The organism is Nocardioides astragali (genome assembly GCF_024436375.1).
GTDB classification, from domain to species: Bacteria; Actinomycetota; Actinomycetes; order Propionibacteriales; family Nocardioidaceae; genus Nocardioides; species Nocardioides astragali.
Map to the genome: position 1 here is coordinate 312,418 of NZ_JAFMZM010000002.1, position 15,252 is coordinate 327,669.

Annotated in this window: 16 protein-coding genes; 9 read left to right on the top strand and 7 right to left on the bottom strand. The window is 68.0% G+C overall.

Annotation, left to right across the window (positions count from 1 at the left end; genetic code table 11):
• Positions 1-8 precede the first annotated feature (8 nt).
• The 4 genes from J3P44_RS06550 to J3P44_RS06565 all read left to right on the top strand — a co-directional run bounded on the left by J3P44_RS06550 (position 9) and on the right by J3P44_RS06565 (position 2,328).
• Positions 9-515, top strand: a complete 507-nt coding sequence (locus J3P44_RS06550; protein WP_255889455.1) for a dihydrofolate reductase — start codon at positions 9-11, stop codon at positions 513-515.
• A complete protein-coding gene (locus J3P44_RS06555; protein WP_255889457.1) occupies positions 512-862 on the top strand; it encodes a GntR family transcriptional regulator in 351 nt (116 codons plus the stop codon). Before J3P44_RS06550 ends, J3P44_RS06555 begins: the two co-directional genes overlap by 4 nt.
• On the top strand, positions 859-1,398 hold the full coding sequence (locus tag J3P44_RS06560) for an AAA family ATPase (RefSeq protein ID WP_255889458.1): 540 nt from the start codon (positions 859-861) through the stop codon (positions 1,396-1,398). The genes J3P44_RS06555 and J3P44_RS06560 overlap by 4 nt, the downstream gene beginning before the upstream one ends.
• Positions 1,399-1,893: 495 nt before the next feature.
• Entirely contained in the window at positions 1,894-2,328 is a 435-nt protein-coding gene (locus J3P44_RS06565) for a hypothetical protein (protein ID WP_255889459.1), read from the top strand.
• Between the two features lie 26 nt (positions 2,329-2,354).
• Here J3P44_RS06565 and J3P44_RS06570 read toward each other — a convergent pair whose 3' ends face one another.
• Both J3P44_RS06570 and J3P44_RS06575 read right to left on the bottom strand, forming a co-directional pair.
• Positions 2,355-2,561, bottom strand: coding sequence for a hypothetical protein (locus J3P44_RS06570; RefSeq protein WP_255889460.1), 207 nt, complete (start codon positions 2,559-2,561; stop codon positions 2,355-2,357).
• A 194-nt stretch (positions 2,562-2,755) separates the two neighbouring features.
• On the bottom strand, positions 2,756-2,986 hold the full coding sequence (locus tag J3P44_RS06575; protein ID WP_255889461.1) for a hypothetical protein: 231 nt from the start codon (positions 2,984-2,986) through the stop codon (positions 2,756-2,758).
• Positions 2,987-3,187: 201 nt separating this feature from the next.
• Between J3P44_RS06575 and J3P44_RS06580 the strand changes: the two genes are divergently transcribed.
• On the top strand, positions 3,188-3,841 hold the full coding sequence (locus tag J3P44_RS06580; RefSeq protein WP_255889462.1) for a hypothetical protein: 654 nt from the start codon (positions 3,188-3,190) through the stop codon (positions 3,839-3,841).
• Positions 3,842-4,039: 198 nt separating this feature from the next.
• Positions 4,040-4,861: a class II glutamine amidotransferase gene (locus tag J3P44_RS06585; protein ID WP_255889463.1), complete on the top strand. Its 822-nt coding sequence runs from the start codon at positions 4,040-4,042 to the stop codon at positions 4,859-4,861.
• Positions 4,862-5,231: 370 nt separating this feature from the next.
• Here the strand turns inward: J3P44_RS06585 and J3P44_RS06590 are convergent, their stop codons facing one another.
• Entirely contained in the window at positions 5,232-5,810 is a 579-nt protein-coding gene (locus J3P44_RS06590) for a hypothetical protein (protein ID WP_255889464.1), read from the bottom strand.
• 488 nt (positions 5,811-6,298) lie between these two features.
• Here J3P44_RS06590 and J3P44_RS06595 point away from each other — a divergent pair, with 488 nt between their 5' ends.
• Entirely contained in the window at positions 6,299-7,702 is a 1,404-nt protein-coding gene (locus J3P44_RS06595) for a hypothetical protein (protein ID WP_255889465.1), read from the top strand.
• A gap of 193 nt (positions 7,703-7,895) precedes the next feature.
• Here the strand turns inward: J3P44_RS06595 and J3P44_RS06600 are convergent, their stop codons facing one another.
• From J3P44_RS06600 to J3P44_RS06610, 3 genes are all read right to left on the bottom strand, one after another.
• Positions 7,896-8,804 carry a carbon-nitrogen hydrolase family protein gene (locus J3P44_RS06600; protein ID WP_255889468.1) on the bottom strand — a complete coding sequence of 303 codons (909 nt, stop codon included), beginning with the start codon at positions 8,802-8,804 and terminating at the stop codon, positions 7,896-7,898.
• A gap of 136 nt (positions 8,805-8,940) precedes the next feature.
• The gene (locus J3P44_RS06605; protein ID WP_255889469.1) at positions 8,941-9,126 is read right to left on the bottom strand and encodes a YbdD/YjiX family protein; all 186 of its coding nucleotides are present in this window, start codon (positions 9,124-9,126) and stop codon (positions 8,941-8,943) included.
• Positions 9,126-11,267, bottom strand: coding sequence for a carbon starvation CstA family protein (locus J3P44_RS06610; RefSeq protein ID WP_255889470.1), 2,142 nt, complete (start codon positions 11,265-11,267; stop codon positions 9,126-9,128). Before J3P44_RS06610 ends, J3P44_RS06605 begins: the two co-directional genes overlap by 1 nt.
• 549 nt (positions 11,268-11,816) lie before the next feature.
• Here J3P44_RS06610 and J3P44_RS06615 point away from each other — a divergent pair.
• Entirely contained in the window at positions 11,817-12,419 is a 603-nt protein-coding gene (locus tag J3P44_RS06615; protein WP_255889471.1) for a DUF6461 domain-containing protein, read from the top strand.
• A 265-nt stretch (positions 12,420-12,684) separates the two neighbouring features.
• On the opposite strand, the gene J3P44_RS06620 is transcribed toward J3P44_RS06615, so the two are convergent.
• Positions 12,685-13,329: a M15 family metallopeptidase gene (locus J3P44_RS06620; RefSeq protein ID WP_255889472.1), complete on the bottom strand. Its 645-nt coding sequence runs from the start codon at positions 13,327-13,329 to the stop codon at positions 12,685-12,687.
• A 419-nt stretch (positions 13,330-13,748) separates the two neighbouring features.
• Between J3P44_RS06620 and J3P44_RS06625 the strand changes: the two genes are divergently transcribed.
• A complete protein-coding gene (locus tag J3P44_RS06625) occupies positions 13,749-15,242 on the top strand; it encodes an HNH endonuclease signature motif containing protein (RefSeq protein WP_255889473.1) in 1,494 nt (497 codons plus the stop codon).
• The last annotated feature ends 10 nt before the right edge of the window (positions 15,243-15,252 follow it).

Sequence of the window (15,252 nt, forward strand, 5' to 3'; positions counted from 1 at the left end):
GGGGCTGTATGAGCGCCCTGCGCCCCGACCAGCGGGTCGTGCTCGTCGCCGCCCACGCCCGCAACCGGGTGATCGGCAACGAGGGTGAGATCCCGTGGCACCTGCCCCACGACTTCGCGCACTTCAAGCGGGAGACCCTCGGGCACACCCTCGTCATGGGACGGCGCACGTGGGACTCCATCGGTCGCCCGCTGCCGGGTCGCGCGACGGTCGTGGTGACCCGCGACGAGTCGTTCGACCCCGGGTTCGAGGGCGTGCTGGTCGCGCACTCGCTCGAGGAGGCCTTCGCGCTCGCGTCCGGGCTGCCGGGCGACGTGATGGTCGCCGGTGGCGGCGAGATCTACGCCCTCGCGCTGCCTAGCGCCACGCACCAGGTGCTCACCGAGGTCGACATGGTGCCCGAGGGTGACGCCTTCTATCCCGAGTACCCCGTGGACGAGTGGGTCGAGGTGCGCCGCGAGGTGGGGGAGGGCTGCCAGTGGGTGTGGCTCGAGCGGATGGACCCCGCCGCATGAACCTGTCCGTCGACCCGTCCTCCGGGGTCCCGCCCTTCGAGCAGGTGCGGGAGGGGATCAGGGCGCAGGTCGAGTCCGGCTCGCTGGAGCCCGGATTCCGGTTGCCTCCGGTGCGGGCCCTCGCGTCCTCGCTGGACCTCGCCGCCAACACCGTCGCCCGGGCCTACAAGGAGCTCGAGGCGCTCGGCGTCGTCGAGACGCGTGGACGGGCGGGCACGTTCGTCGCCGGTCGCGGTGTGGAGCGCTCCGTGCGGACGGCCGCGTCGTCGTACGTCGCCTCCGTGCGCGCGCTCGGCCTGGCCGACGATGAGGCTCTCGAGGCCGTACGCCGGGCGCTGGGACGGTGACCCGGCTGATCCTGCTCAACGGTGCGCCGGGTGTCGGGAAGTCGACGCTGGCCCGCCGCTGGGCGAACGAGCACCCCGGCACGCTGGTGTGCGACATCGACCTGCTCCGGACCTGGGTCGGAGGCTGGCGGGAGTCGTTCGTCGCGACGGGCGCGGCGGTGCGGCCGGCTGCCCAAGGGCTCATCGGCGGCTACCTCGCCTCGGGCGACGTGGTGCTGCCGCAGCTCATCGCCAACCCCACCGGGCTGGACTCCTTCGCCTCGGTGGCGCTCGACGCCGGCGCCGCCTTCTCCCACGTGGTGCTGCGCGACCCGGCCGGGTCGGTGGGGGAGCGCTTCCGTCGACGCACCGGTGACGACCCCTGGCACGAGGACGTGCGCCGGCTGGTCGAGGAGGCCGGTGGGGACGCCCTGCTCGCCGACTACGAGCAGCGGCTCGCCTCCCTCGTCGTCTCACGGCCCTCGGCCGTCGTGGTCGCGTCCGTCGAGGGGGACGAGGACGGGACGTACGCCGCGCTCGTGGCGGCTCTCGGCTGAGCTCGCGGGCCTGGTCCTGTTGGTTGAGGGTCGCGCAGCGCGGTTTGTTGGTTGAGGAGGTCGCGCAGCAACCCCCACGAAACCCATCCCGCCAGCCCGTGTCGCCCCTTCACCGGGAAGCTTTCCGGACGGGGCGTACGGGACGGCTGGGTATCACGGCGCCGAGCGACCTGAGTCTCAACCGGTAGGCGTTCCAGTTGCGTGAAGGTTCGGCGGACGCGTCCCAGACCCCGCTGCATTGCGCCCAGAGTGACGCGGCGTGCGCTGGGCTGCGCTGGCAGTGCGGCACGGTCGCGCCGGGTTCGCTGTACGCGTCGCCATAAAGGCTGCCCGGGGCCGGTCAGCAGTGGAGTTCAGCAATTACTCAAAAGTGGGGTTGCATGTGCGCAACTCCGACGCCAAGGTTATTGGCCTGGCACCGCACACTCAACAGCAGGTTGAGTGTCAGACGGCCGTCTGGAGAGTCCAATGCGTCGTTCTCTAGGTGTTCTGGCCATGACGTTGGCGGCGGTCCTGGGCCTCGCCTCACCCTCATCGGCGTCTGAGCCGATCATCACCCGCAGCGGCCCCTTCGAGGTCGTGATCCCCTTCCCAGATATCTGCGCCTTCCCGCTGACCGCAACCCTCAGCGGGAACACCCACAGCCTCACGTTCGTCGACGCAGCGGGGAACCCGACGCGCGGATTCGCCGCGGGTCAGTTGTTCGTCATGTGGACCCGCGACGACACCGGCGCCTCTCGAATTTTCGCGATCGCTGGCCCCAGCTTCTTCGATGCGGCTGGCAACGCCATTCGGGGCACCGGTCGGTGGGTGACGCTGTTGGAGGGAACCGGTTTGGTGCTGGCCAGCGGGAACCTGACTCTCGACGAACTGCAGGCCATCACGGCGATGAACGGGCACGCGAGCTCTATCTGCGACCTGATGTCCTAGGACTCGATGCACGAATCTGCACTGGCTCAGTCACGACGGGCGCAGGACGCGTTCGCGAGTTCCCTGCATCTCGACAAGGTGAGTGCTGAGATACGGCGGCTCGTGGCGCTGAACCGGCGCTCGGGCGGAATGCCGGCGGGAACTCGTGACGGGCTCATGCCAGTTGTGTCTCCGCCGTCACCGCCCTTGAGGGCCTCGACGAGCTCGCGCAGGGCCGACTGGATCAGGGCCATCGTGGTAAAGCCTTTCGTGAGTTCTTGGTCGGTTCTCAAAATCCTCACGCGGTGGCCCGCCTACGTCGGGGCCGACACGATCCGGCCGAACGCAGCGGCCAGAGTTTCACCACTCCCAGGGACTCACCCCGATGCGAGCGGTGCGATATTCCGCGGCTTGTCGGCGCGCGGCGCGGCGTTCGCTCACTCCGAGATCAGTGCGGATTCCCGAACGCGGTCGCGAGGGTTCGGGCGAGGTGGCGGTAGTCCTCGATGAGCGGGCCAGTGAGACTGGGCTGTCGCTCAAATTTGTCACGGAGTCCCTTCGCCAGATCTTCAACGCGCACTTCGATGCCGGAGGACCGCTTGCCGTTGCGCCGCTCGAAGGAGTTCCATCGTCGCCACCCCACCGTCACGATCGCCTCGATATCGTCGGCCCGAACCACGGGTGATCCGTCCCGCCGTAGCGCATCCAAGGCCGTTCGAGCAGAGTCTCGGGGATCGGCTTCCACGAGCCGAGCATGGCACGGTCGACGCCTGGATCTGCGGCGACGACTGCGTCTTAGCGCCGCGAGCGGGACATACGCGAGCCGCATGGCTCACGTGCAAGGCGGCCTCCGGTCGCTTGAGTGTCCTACGCTCAATAGATGGGGTTCGATCGTGAAGCACGACGCGTTCGCGACGCTTCGCTTCCTGATGGTTACCGCTTGCACGCGCTCGGGTCCTGCATCCAACTCGCGCAGCCGATCGGCTTCAACGCCACGTGGTCGTACTTGACGGATCAACTCCAGAGCGAGTGGCGCGACCCCCGGATCCTCTCACCGGCGATCAATCTTCTAGAGGCCGAGCGAACTGCGCACCTGAGCATCTGCACCGAATACGCAGCGTCGAGGCGCTTCGAGAAGGCCGGCGGACTTCGGTTTCCGCCGCGGAGCCACGTCACTCCGCGCGATCCCATGCGTTGGCATGGAGACGAGCGATCGGGGGCGCGTCACGTTCTCATGTCGTGGAGCCAGCGGGGGCGTCAATTCCATATTGATGTCTCATCACATCCGGTGGGCCGCGGAGTCATTGATGCGATCGAGATAGCACTGGAGGGTGGTGCACTGGCTGGCAAGGTGAACGACCTCCAGTCGGCGCTCGAGTGGGCCAGGCGCCAGATTCACGTCATCGGCTGGCAGGACGATGAGGTGCAGTATCGGGCTGCGTGGAGCACGTATCGGCTACTAGGACAACTGCACCTCTTGACCCACGGTGCGACGCGGGTCGCTACGCCGTGGAACTTCGTGACAACCGAGTGAGGCACCGACGGCCGCCCGTCGCAGACAACGGACATGCGTCTATCCGCCGCCTGTCGGCGCGGGATACGAGTGCGCTCGTGTCCGGCTGAGCGCCGGACCATCCGCTGATTATCGGAGTTGATTGCGCACACCGTGCGCGGGACCCTGGACCTGGGCCGCGAGGCGGCTCGGAGGCCATCACGAAGGGGCCGGTCCACCGTGTGTCGACTGCTCGGCTTTGTCGCCCGCCGACCGACGTCGGTGTTCGAGTTGCTCGGGCAGGAGCATTTCGACGCGTTCACCGCACTCACCGCCGTGCACGGCGACGGCTGGGGCATGGCCTGGCTGGACGCGGATTCCCACACCATCCGCAGCGTGACCTCGGCCGAATCGGCCATCGCCGACGCGGCGTACACGCAGCTTGCCCGTCAGCGGCTCGGCCGGGCTGGCATCGTGCATCTGCGGTGGGCGACACCGGGCTTACCAGTGACACCGCTGAACACCCACCCGTTCGTCGATGGCGGATACGCATTCGGGCACAACGGGCACATCGCGCCTATCGACCGGCTGGAAGGCCTGCTTACCCAGGAGGCTCGCGCCGCGCTCCGCGGCGACACCGACAGCGAGCGGTACTTCCGATTCGTCAAGCAATGCATCGCCGAGCAAGGCGACGACACCAAAGGCCTAAGCCAGGCGCTCGGCGTACTCACCAGCGAGTTCCCCGAGGCGAGCCTGAACGCGCTGCTGATGACCCCCGCGCACATGTTCGGGGTCCACATCAACAGCAAGGCATCGGCGCCCGTAGATGGGCTACGCAACCTCTTCTCCTCCACAGAGGAGATCCCCTATCGACACACCGACGACTACTTCGCGATGGACTTCCGGCGCACCCCGGACGCCGTGCACGTCATCTCCAGTGGCATCGACCCCGACGGCTGGACGCCGGTGCCCGAAGACACCGCAGCAACGGTCGATCTCGCGTCGCTCGAGATCACGCGCCTAGATGGGTGGGCGACCCAGCGCATCGAGGAGTCTGACTGAACAGGCCTTCTGGTCGACATTGAAGATGAGTAGTTCCGACCAGACCTCGCGTTTTGTCAGCCTGAACTCACCCGCGTCTATCCGCCGCATGGCGGGGACATCCGAGTCTGCCGCGATCCGTCCAGAGCCAGACTCGACGTCCACCGTGCACCTACGTGCAGTGAACCCTCCGCTGGCGCCGGCTCCTCATCGCCAAAGCCGGAGGTGAGGGCCAGATGGGCACGGCATGATGATGCTGAACCCGTAGTGGCGACCAGGGGCGCCGTGACAGATCCGCCGCCACCTGGACACCCAGCCCGCCGGTTGACCTCAGGGCGGTGGCGTCAGCGGTCGGGGGGCGGCGCCGTTCGCTGCCGGGACTGCTGAAGGGTCAGAACGGTTGCCGTTCCATGGCGCCTAACGGACCGGGGCACGCGTCGACGTTGTTGCCGCTGGCGTCGCGGAAAATGCTGTCCGCGCCGGTCCAGGCGCCCCACGTCCAGTTCTCGCCGAGACCGTCGAGCACCGACGGCGGGTACGTGAGGGTGACCGTGGACCCCTCGACGAGCACTCTCGCGGGTGGGATGCGCCCGCTGGTCAGCCTGCCTCGGTTGCGAGGCCCAAGGGCACGGCCGTTGACCCACCTGCCGACCAGGTACTGGCTCGTGTTCCAGTCCTGGCTCAGTAACATGACTCCGACGTCGACGGTGTCGTCGCGGGGAATGGCCTCCGCCAGCTCGGCGGTCACCACCACGTCTTCGCCCACGGCGAGGGTGGTCAAGAGAAGGTCCATCGGGCCGCCGTCGCCCCGCTTGTCCTCGCATGCGGACGTCTTCGTCCCAGGCTCGTCGGGCGAGGTCGACGGGGTGGTTGACGAGGTCGCGTCGTGTTCCCGATCACCGTTGTTCCCGGCGCAGCCGGAGAGCACGACGGCGACCGCCACGAACGCGAGTCCACCGTTGAGCCTCACCCCTGGCAGCGTAGTGCTGTCACGGGCGCCGGAACAGGCCGTGCGACGGCACCGCCTCGCGCGCTGTCACTCCTCGGCGCAGCGCGCAAACCGGGTCCAGGTGATATTGATGCCTGCATTGGCGCGGCCTTGCGGCGGTGCGCTCCGGCGACCGGGCCTTGAGGCTCGGATTAGTTCGTCTCAGGCGAGCCCACCCGAACGTTCTCTCGGACGAGCCGAAAGTAGGGCCGACGCGCCGATTGAGGGTGCGGTCATTCCGCCGCTTGTGGCCCAGTCAAACGTTCAGTCGATGACGGGACGTCTCTAGACGAGAACAACGCGGGCTTACATCGGGGTTTGCTAGACAGCGACCCGCCTCAGGCGGAGCATGAGTCTCTGACCCGCGAGTTCGAGTGGCTTCCAATCGGCACTCATGACGCCCTCGGTACGCGATAGGGGGAACGAGGATGGTTACGCGGCCCGCCCCTTCGATTGGGCTCGTGGTCTGCATGCTTCTTGTGTTCCTCGTGAGTTGTGATTCGGGTGGCTCTTCGCGTCAGCCGGCGAAGCGAGGTGGGGACCTCGCCGCGCCGGAGGAGACCGCTTCGGGGGAGACGGCGCTGGAACTCAAACGTGAGGACCCCGTGCCGTGTCCATCGGGGCCGATGAGCTCGTGGACGATGCACGAGCAGAGCACGGCTTCCGCGAGCGTCAATGATCTCCCGTGGATGACTCCGGACGTCGTGGTCAGCCGGGCGGGGACGGCAACCGTCGCCTTTGCGTCCGCCGACGATGTCGTCCGCACTGCTGATGACCCCCCGGCTTTCGGCGACCCTCAGGACCCAGCGCACGGAAAGCAGAACCCGCACTCACCGATGGGCGGTGTTCACATCGGCATCGACGCGTCGGACGTGCAGACGACGATGGTCCAAGAGTTCGTGCGCCTGTCGGACAACAGCGGGTCCTCGAACGAGGTCGTCGACCTGCAACTCCCCGATCGGGTCCCTGGCGGGGAGTGGTCAAGCTCCTCTGCGGAGGTGACCCAGCAAGAGTTGCTGTACGAAGCGCACCTGGCGGTGAACGCGTCAGGCGCCGCCGTACTGATGTGGCTCGACTCCTCAAGCAACCTGAATGCCGTTTACCGCCACGGCGCAGGCGCTACATGGACCGCGCCACAGCGCGTGCCAGCCTCTGCTGACATATCCCCCAACTTCGAAGTCGGCATCGACGACGCAGGCCGGGTCGTGGTGGTCGGCAGGTATGGCGGCGAGCACGGCGTACGGGCCATCCGACGCAGCCCAGCAGGCAAGTGGGGGAAGGCGCAGGAACTGAGCGGCCCCGGCACCGACATCTTCACAATGACGGTCAGCGCCGGAGGGGCCGCGGTGGCACTCCATGGCCCCCTCGACCTCGATGGCGTGGCTTCCGGGCCACTGTTCGCCTCCCGGATGTCGCCTGCCGGTCACTGGCGTTCACCGGTGCGGCAGTGGAGCAGTGTCGGCTTCGAGGAGGCGGTCGGCATGGACGGGAAAGGACGAGCACTCATAGCGGGGTGGAACGGTGCTGATCTGATGGGGCGATGGAGCACGCCTGACGGCCGATGGCGCGAGCCGTTCGTCCTCGCTAGCGACGTCTCCAGGACCCGTAAGTGGGGGCTCGCAGTAGCGGTCGAGGTAAACCGGCGAGGGGCCGCGGTCGTCGGATGGGGCGCGCAAGGGCGGGTCGCCCAGGTATGGGCCCGCTACAAGCCCATAGGACAGAAGCTTTGGACTCGGCCGGTCCGGCTGACCCGGACCGACGACCCCCCGGAACTGTTCCGCGCAGCAATCGGAGAGTGCGGGCACGTCGCGTTCGTCTGGGAGACGAGCGGGGACACACAACTCCATGTCCTTCGCGCTTCACCTCGTCCGTAATGCACTCGGCTCCCCGATTCGCTGCCGCGGACCGACGCCGGCACCGCCCAGCACGTGGCTGCCGACTGTCCGCGGCTGTCGCAATAGAAGCGTCATTCCGCCGCCAAAGCGCCTCTTGCAGGCATCAAGGCCGGAGGTCTGTCTAGCAAGCGGGCCGTGCAGTCCACGACGTTTGGTTGATGGTCGGCTGGCGTCAGTGCGGCGACTTCGGCCACAGGACGTCGGCGCGGCTGTAGTGGCCCGCGGCGTCGAACCAGCGCTTGGCGTAGAGCGTTTGGCGGAGGTCGCAGTCGGCGACGACGATGCCCTCGGCGTCGTACAACGGCCCCGCGATGACCTCGCCGGACGCCGGGGCGACGATGGCTGCGCCACCCCGGCCGAGGACGTCGGTGTCCGGGAGCGGCCAGGGGAAGTCGTCGCCGAATGCAGCGCGCTGGATGAACTGGGGCACTGAGACGACGAAGGCGCCAGACTCGATGGCGATGTGCCTGATCGTGGCCTGCCATCCGTCGGAGTCGTCCGCTGTTGGAGCGAGCCAGATCTGCGGGCCGCCCTGGTAGACGGCCCACCGGGCCAGGGGCATCCGGTTCTCCCAACAGATCAGCCCACCGAGCCGACCCAGATGTGTCTCGGTGACACGGAGGTCGTCGCCCGCGCCGAGGCCGTGGAAGAGCCGCTCGTGGTGGGTCGGCATGAGCTTGCGGTGCTTGTTGAGCAGGCCGTCCGGACCCACCAACAACAGCGTGTTGTAAAGGGTCCCGGGGCGCTCGAGCTCGCGCTCGTTGACGCCTATGGCGCAGAGGACATCGTGCTCCCGGCACGCGGCGGCGATCCGGTCGACGACGGGGCCAGGGACCTCGACCGAGCTCACCCAGAGCCGCTCCCACAGCGCGTTGCCGTCGCCGCCCGTCAGGTGAGCCCAAGCGTACGAGGGGTAGAGCGAGAGGAACGTCTCGGGGAACACGACCAGCTGGGCGCCCTGCCCGGCCGCATCCGCGAGGAGGCCGAGCGCCTTGTCGAGGCTGGCTTCCAGGTCGAGCACCACCGGCATCGCCTGCACTGCGGCGACCCGGACCGTGGGCATCGTGGGCACGGGCTCCATGTCGGCAGAGTAACGCGTCCTCAGACCCCCGCCGGGACTCTCACCACTGGGCCGGAGCATGAAACATCTCTCCGCCGCAGGCGTCGCCGTCACAACACCCGCACTCCTTGCGGGGGCGCCGTCGCGGCGGTACCGCTCAGCAGCATTGTGCGCGCGGTGAGTGCTCGCGCTGATGGTCCCGTCGGTGTTCGAACTCGCGCCGGGTCATGGGCCGTTCACCGGTCGTCGCGCACTCCGCGACGTACTCGTCCCACTTGGCCTCGCCCGTGAACTGTCGGACGTACCAGTGCAGCGTGCGCGCGATCCTCGTGATGCCGTTCATCAGTGACCTCCGTATCCGGGGCCGTGCCCGGCGGCCTCCCACTCCCGGACGGCCTCCTTCTCAGCAGGTGTCGCGACGAAGTCGGACGGGGCGACCAGGTGCGACTCGTGCCACGGCACCTCGGTGGTGGGCAGTCCACCGGCGCGGACGGCCTTGACCCAGATGAGGAACGCATTGGCCACCACCACGATCACGAGCAACGCGAACAAGGCCTGCAAGGTGCCGTTGAGGGTGGAGTTGAACACCACCTGCTCCATCTGGTCGGTGCTGGTCGCCGGCGCCAGCACCTCCCCGGCGTCCAGGGCGTCGGAGTAGCGCTCACGCTGGGTGAAGTAGCCGATGGCGGGGTTGTCGGAGAAGACCTTCTGGTAGCTGGCGGTCATGGTGGTGATGAGGTCCCAGGCGAGGCCGACGCCGGGCACCCACACCCATTTCACCTTGCCGTGCTTGATCAGCAAGGTCACGCACAGCGTCAAGGCGATCGCGGCGAGCAGTTGGTTGGCGATGCCGAAGAGCGGGAAGAGCTGGTTGATGCCGCCGAGGGGGTCGGTCACCCCGACGTAGAGCATGTAGCCCCACAGGCCGACCACCACGGCGCTGGCCGACCAGGAGGCGGGTTTCCAGGAGAGGTCGGCGTATTTGGGCCAGACGTTGCCGATGGTGTCCTGGAGCATGAAGCGGCCCACCCGCGTGCCGGCGTCGACCGCGGTCAGGATGAAGAGCGCCTCGAACATGATCGCGAAGTGGTACCAGAACGCGGCGAGTCCGCCGCCGAATGCCTCGGTGAAGACCTGGGACATGCCGAACGCCAGTGTCGGAGCCCCGCCGGTGCGGGAGATGAGCGTCTGCTCCTCGACCGCTGCGGCGGCCGCGGTCAGCTGATCTGGCGTGATCGTGAATCCCAGTCCGGCGATGAACTCCGCGGCCGTGGTCGGGTCGCCGCCGGTGGCACCGGCGGGGCTGTTCATGGCGAAGTAGAGGCCCGGGTCGATCACCGAGGCCGCGATGAGTGCGCTGATAGCCACGAACGACTCCATCAGCATGCCGCCGTAGCCGATCATCCGGACCTGGCTCTCCTTGGCCACCATCTTGGGGGTGGTGCCGGAGGAGATCAGCGCGTGGAAGCCTGACAGCGCGCCGCATGCGATGGTGATGAACACGAACGGGAAGAGCTTGCCGGCGAACACTGGCCCAGTTCCCTCGCGCGCGAAGTCCGTCACCGCCTCCTGCTGCAGGACCGGGGCCGCGAGCACAAGGCCGACGGCGAGCAGCACGATCACGCCGATCTTCATGAACGTGGACAGGTAGTCACGGGGGGTGAGCAGCATCCAGACCGGCAGGATCGAGGCGATGAAGCCGTAGAGGACCAGCCCGAGGGTCAGCTGCTCCTTCGAGAGAGTCAGGGCCTCCTCGAGACCCATCTGCTCGACGTAACCCCCGCCGATGATGGCGAGCAGCAACAACCCAACCCCGATGGCGGTGACCTCCGAGACTCGGCCGGGGCGCAGCACTCGCAGGTAGTAGCCCATGAACAGGGCGATGGGGATGGTCAGGCCGATCGAGAAGACGCCCCAGGGCGACTCAGCCAAGGCGTTGACGACCACCAGCGCGAGCACCGCCAGGATGATGATCATGATCGCGAAGACCGCGATGAGTGCGGCGATGCCGCCCACCACGCCGATCTCCTCGCGTACCATCTGACCCAGGCTCTTGCCGTCGCGGCGCATCGAGAAGAACAGCACGACCATGTCCTGGACGGCACCAGCCAGGATGACGCCGACGATGATCCAGATCGTGCCGGGCAGATAGCCCATCTGGGCCGCAAGCACCGGACCGACCAGGGGACCCGCCCCGGCGATCGCGGCGAAGTGGTGCCCGAACAACACGTGACGATGGGTGACGTCGAAATCACGGCCGTTGTCGTACCTCTCCGCCGGTGTGGCCCGAGTGTCGTCGACACCGAGCACCCGGTAGGCGATGAAACGGGCGTAGAAGCGGTAGGCGATGGCATAGGAGGCCAGGGCAGCGAAGAGGATCCACAGCGCCGAGACCTCCTCCCCGCGAGAAAGCGCCAGGACGGCCCAGCAGACGGCGCCGACGACCGCGACCGTCCCCCAGATCGCCATCGACCTCGCTGTCATGCGAGGCGGACCACCCGACGGGACTGGGGACTCTGGGGTTTGCGTCGATCGCATAGACATGGCGCGACCTCCTCCGTGCTCAGGCGCGCCCCGGACGGCGCCGCCGGCGCTTCCCTGATCTGTACCCCGCACGGCCCAACTTCACCGCAGAGGCACCACCGCCCGCACCCGTCTGCACCCGACGCCCTCAATCTCGCGCCGCAGATCCTCGTGACCGCATGGCGATCCGCGACTGGTCAGCCCGGCGCGCGGATCGTGGCACATGCGGATGTCCACTCGGGGGAAGTGGCTCGGGTGACCAAGTTCGCTCAGGGCCCTGAACCCGCTCGTGACAACCGTCGATGAGGAGTTCAGGTTCTCCCACATACTGGATGACGAGCATGGCCGGCTCGGGTGGTTCGTCGGTACCTGACTCCATCCGCTTCGTACCGGGCGTCAACTCCTCAGGGCGCCATCCCATCTGCCCGACTCGCGGCATGTGCGTGCGTTGGCACGGCTCACGGCGTGGCTGCACCACGCCGCCTCGCATGGCGGCGCTAGCCTCCCTGCATGGATCGCGACCCCTCTCGCTACGAGGCGATGTTCGAGGACGCCGGAATCGACGGCGAGTCGCTGACCGTGCTGCTTGTCCGGAGTGGCACACGTGCGGACGTGCTTCGACTTCTCGGCGCGGAAGCCGAAGCCGACCTCGCGCCGTATCCGGACCTGGAGGACGTGGACTACTCCGGGTACGCATTGGCCGAGGTCGAGGGTGGTGTTGTCGCGTTCGAACTCACTGGATACGCCGATCCCAGCCCGCGAGTGCTGGCCGCACTCTCAGCGCTCGGAGGCGCTGCCGCGGTCACGCGCTCTGACATCCAGGCCCATGAGCGGTTCGGTTGCGCTCGCGACGGCGTGGTCGTCTTCGACGCTGACGAGTACAAGTATGTCAAGGAGCAGGAGAAGGAGTCCGTACCTCCCGAGTTGCGCCCGATGTTCGACTCGGCTTGGGTCAACCTCAATGCTGACGGTGATGACGACGAGGGAGGGAGTGGCTTCGTCGGCTACGCGATGGCGGCCATACATACCGGCGTCGTGGTCACCGGCGAGGACCTGACCCGTGCTGCGCAGCAGGGGTGGCACCGGGTGCGGACGCTCACCTATCTGGAGTGATTCTCGCGTAGGGAGCTTCGAAATCGCGTCGGCGCAAACGTTCCGTACACCGTCCGCGCCGTCCAGGTCGCAAACGATTGGCAGCCCGCAGGCAGGGCGGACGTGCCGCAAGCCGATCCACATGCGGTGACATGCGACCCCCGTCCACCGCCGCCCGCGACGCGAGCTCATCCCCGCGCGGGGCTCATGAGGGCGTGATCGGACGAATGGCATCGCCCAGCCGGTCGACCCGCTCCGCAGGAGCTGCCGCCGGTTGAGGCCGGTCTCAGGGCGTCGTGGTAGGCCCGTAGAGCGCCGCGGCTCGTCCGGTCATCAGCGCCCAGTAGCGGTCGCCGTAGGACCAGTGCCACCACTCAGTGGGGTAGTTGACCATTCCCACTTCGACGAGTACGTCACGCAGGATCGATCGGTGCCGCCTAGCCTCGGCATTCACCGGAGCATCGAAGTAGCAGGCGCCGTCGGAGTCCTCGGGTGAGGCATTGATCGGCGACCCGAGGTCAAGCTCGTTGCCGTCCGGGTCGCAGAGGGTGAGGTCGATGGCCGCGCCGCTGACATGGGGCGCAATCTCGGGCGGGGAGACGTAACGGCTGGCTTTGAGATAGCTCTCTTGCTGAGAGAGGTGGGGCTCGTTAGCGATCAGCTGGTCCCGGTAACTGTTGAAGTAGGAGGCTTGCAGGTCCGATGTGCGAAGTCCTTCGACCAAGCAGAGTCGGAACCCGTCGGGCAGGTGGGTCTGTGCTGCTCGGAGGCGCTCCATGACTCCCGCGCGCAACCGACTGCGATGTGGTTCGTCCTGCTTCTTGAGATCTGACATTGCGAATAGATCGCCGGCGTTGACCAGTGGTTCGTCGCACTCTTCGACTGGGACACGAGCGACGGCCGGGTCGCCCATGAGTACGACGGAGTCCATGAGGGGCATTAGAGCACCCTCCGGCGCGGAGCCAACGCGGGGCGTCGTTGGATATGCCGCGTCAGACGCGACGCCGGGCGGCAATGTGAAAAGTGCGCACTAGCGGCGTCTCGCTCAGACTCGTCACGCCGCATGTCCGCACACATGTGTCGATGGGCGATCCGCGACTGGAACGTCCCCTCCCTGCTACGCCTTGACGACGTCGGCCGAATTCGGGGATCTCTGCAAAGTTCGCGGCGGGCGGCTCGTCAATCTCTGCTGCATCTCGACAGTCGCGCAGGCCGGGTTTGTTGGTTGAGGAGGTCGCGCAGCGACCGTCACGAAACCGGTTCCCGGGTTCGTGATCTTGTTCGAGAACACTTCTCCACAGATGCGTTGGCGCAGGTCGGAGTGTCGGTGGGCTCTGGGAGGATGGATGCATGTCCACCACCACCCCGGCGCTCAACAGCCCGGCCGGCACGCGTTCGGTGCTGGACCGTGCGCGGGATGCGATGACCGTCCGCCGGCGGGCGGAGGTGGAGGTGCTGGAGGCTGCGTTGGTGTGGGCGCACGCCCACGTCCCGGCTGGTGAGGACGACGCCGCGGGCTGGAGGTCGGACATCATCCACACGCCTGGGTCGGCGGCGGCGTTGTTCGGGGAGCGGGCCACCCCGATCGCGGGTGACGGGACGCCAGCGGTGGCGGAGTTCGCGGTGACGGAGCTCGCCGCGGTCCTCGACATCTCGCACGAGGCGACCCTGTCCCTGGTCGGCGACGTGCTCGACCTGGCCCACCGGCTGCCACGCACCTGGGCCTTGGTCAAGGAGCTGCGGGTCCCGGTCCACCTGGGGCGGGAGGCCGCCCGGCAGTCCCGCGACCTGGACGTGGACGCAGCAGCGCATGCGGACCGGCTGCTGTCGTGGCGGCCACGGCGGCTGAACCCGCACCGGGTGGGGGTGCTGGTCCACGAGGCCCGCCTGTACGCCGACCCGGACCGGGCCATCGCGGACCACGATCAGGCGTTGGCGGCGCGTCGGGTGGAGGTGCACCACGAGGAAGGTGCGCCCGGCTCGTCGGAGGTGTTCATGACCCTCGACACCGCGGATGCGGCCGCGTTCGACTCGACGGTGTCCACGATGGCCGCCACCATGCGCGCGCTGGGTCATCCCGGGGACCTCGGTGTCCGGCGTGCGCACGCGGTGGGGGTGCTCGCGGACCCGCAGCAGGCCCTCGACCTGCTGGCCGCTGCCGACATCGCCGACCCCGACCGACCCCTCGACCCGGACCACGACCCCGCGGTCTGTGTCGCCGAGGACGCCGCCTACGCCACCCCCACCCCGTTCCGCGGCTGGTCTGGTGGCGGCGGGCGGGACGGCGGCACGGCTGGTGGTGAGGCGGTGGTCGTGTTCCACGTCACCGACCGCGACCTCCTCGACACCGACACCGACCCCGACGGGAGCGGGTTGCTGCGTCGCGACGGGGTCGCCCGCTCACCCAAGCTCGGCCCCGTCCTGACGGCCCGGTTGCACTCGTGGCTGCTGACCGCGGGCACGGTGACCATCAAGCCCGTCCTCGACATCCATGCGATGCCGGCGGTGGACCAGCACGACCCGCCGGCGCGGATGGCCGAGGCCGTCCGGCTGCGCGACGAGACGTGTGTCTACCCGCGCTGCGGGCGCCGGGCGGAGGTCTGCGATCTCGACCACGTCGACGAATACGTCCCGATGGACCAGGGCGGCCCGCCCGGCCAGACGCATCCCGACAACCTCGCCCCGCTGTGCCGGCGGCACCACCGGGCCAAGACGTTCGGCCGGTTCGCCTACCGACGCCTGGCTGATGGGTCGTACGAGTGGACCCTGCCCACCGGCACCCAGATCACCACCGACCCCCACACCCTGCGCCCCGCACCACCACCCAAGCGTCGACGAACCTGACCGCCCCACA

Coding starts and splice junctions, on each gene's coding strand:
- J3P44_RS06605 (WP_255889469.1), bottom strand. CDS start 9,126: ATGAACGGCATCACGAGGATCGCGCGCACGCTGCACTGGTACGTCCGA.
- J3P44_RS06615 (WP_255889471.1), top strand. CDS start 11,817: ATGGATCGCGACCCCTCTCGCTACGAGGCGATGTTCGAGGACGCCGGA.
- J3P44_RS06610 (WP_255889470.1), bottom strand. CDS start 11,267: ATGACAGCGAGGTCGATGGCGATCTGGGGGACGGTCGCGGTCGTCGGC.
- J3P44_RS06565 (WP_255889459.1), top strand. CDS start 1,894: ATGACGTTGGCGGCGGTCCTGGGCCTCGCCTCACCCTCATCGGCGTCT.
- J3P44_RS06600 (WP_255889468.1), bottom strand. CDS start 8,804: ATGGAGCCCGTGCCCACGATGCCCACGGTCCGGGTCGCCGCAGTGCAG.
- J3P44_RS06570 (WP_255889460.1), bottom strand. CDS start 2,561: ATGGCCCTGATCCAGTCGGCCCTGCGCGAGCTCGTCGAGGCCCTCAAG.
- J3P44_RS06625 (WP_255889473.1), top strand. CDS start 13,749: ATGTCCACCACCACCCCGGCGCTCAACAGCCCGGCCGGCACGCGTTCG.
- J3P44_RS06595 (WP_255889465.1), top strand. CDS start 6,299: ATGCTTCTTGTGTTCCTCGTGAGTTGTGATTCGGGTGGCTCTTCGCGT.
- J3P44_RS06620 (WP_255889472.1), bottom strand. CDS start 13,329: ATGGACTCCGTCGTACTCATGGGCGACCCGGCCGTCGCTCGTGTCCCA.
- J3P44_RS06555 (WP_255889457.1), top strand. CDS start 512: ATGAACCTGTCCGTCGACCCGTCCTCCGGGGTCCCGCCCTTCGAGCAG.
- J3P44_RS06580 (WP_255889462.1), top strand. CDS start 3,188: ATGGGGTTCGATCGTGAAGCACGACGCGTTCGCGACGCTTCGCTTCCT.
- J3P44_RS06550 (WP_255889455.1), top strand. CDS start 9: ATGAGCGCCCTGCGCCCCGACCAGCGGGTCGTGCTCGTCGCCGCCCAC.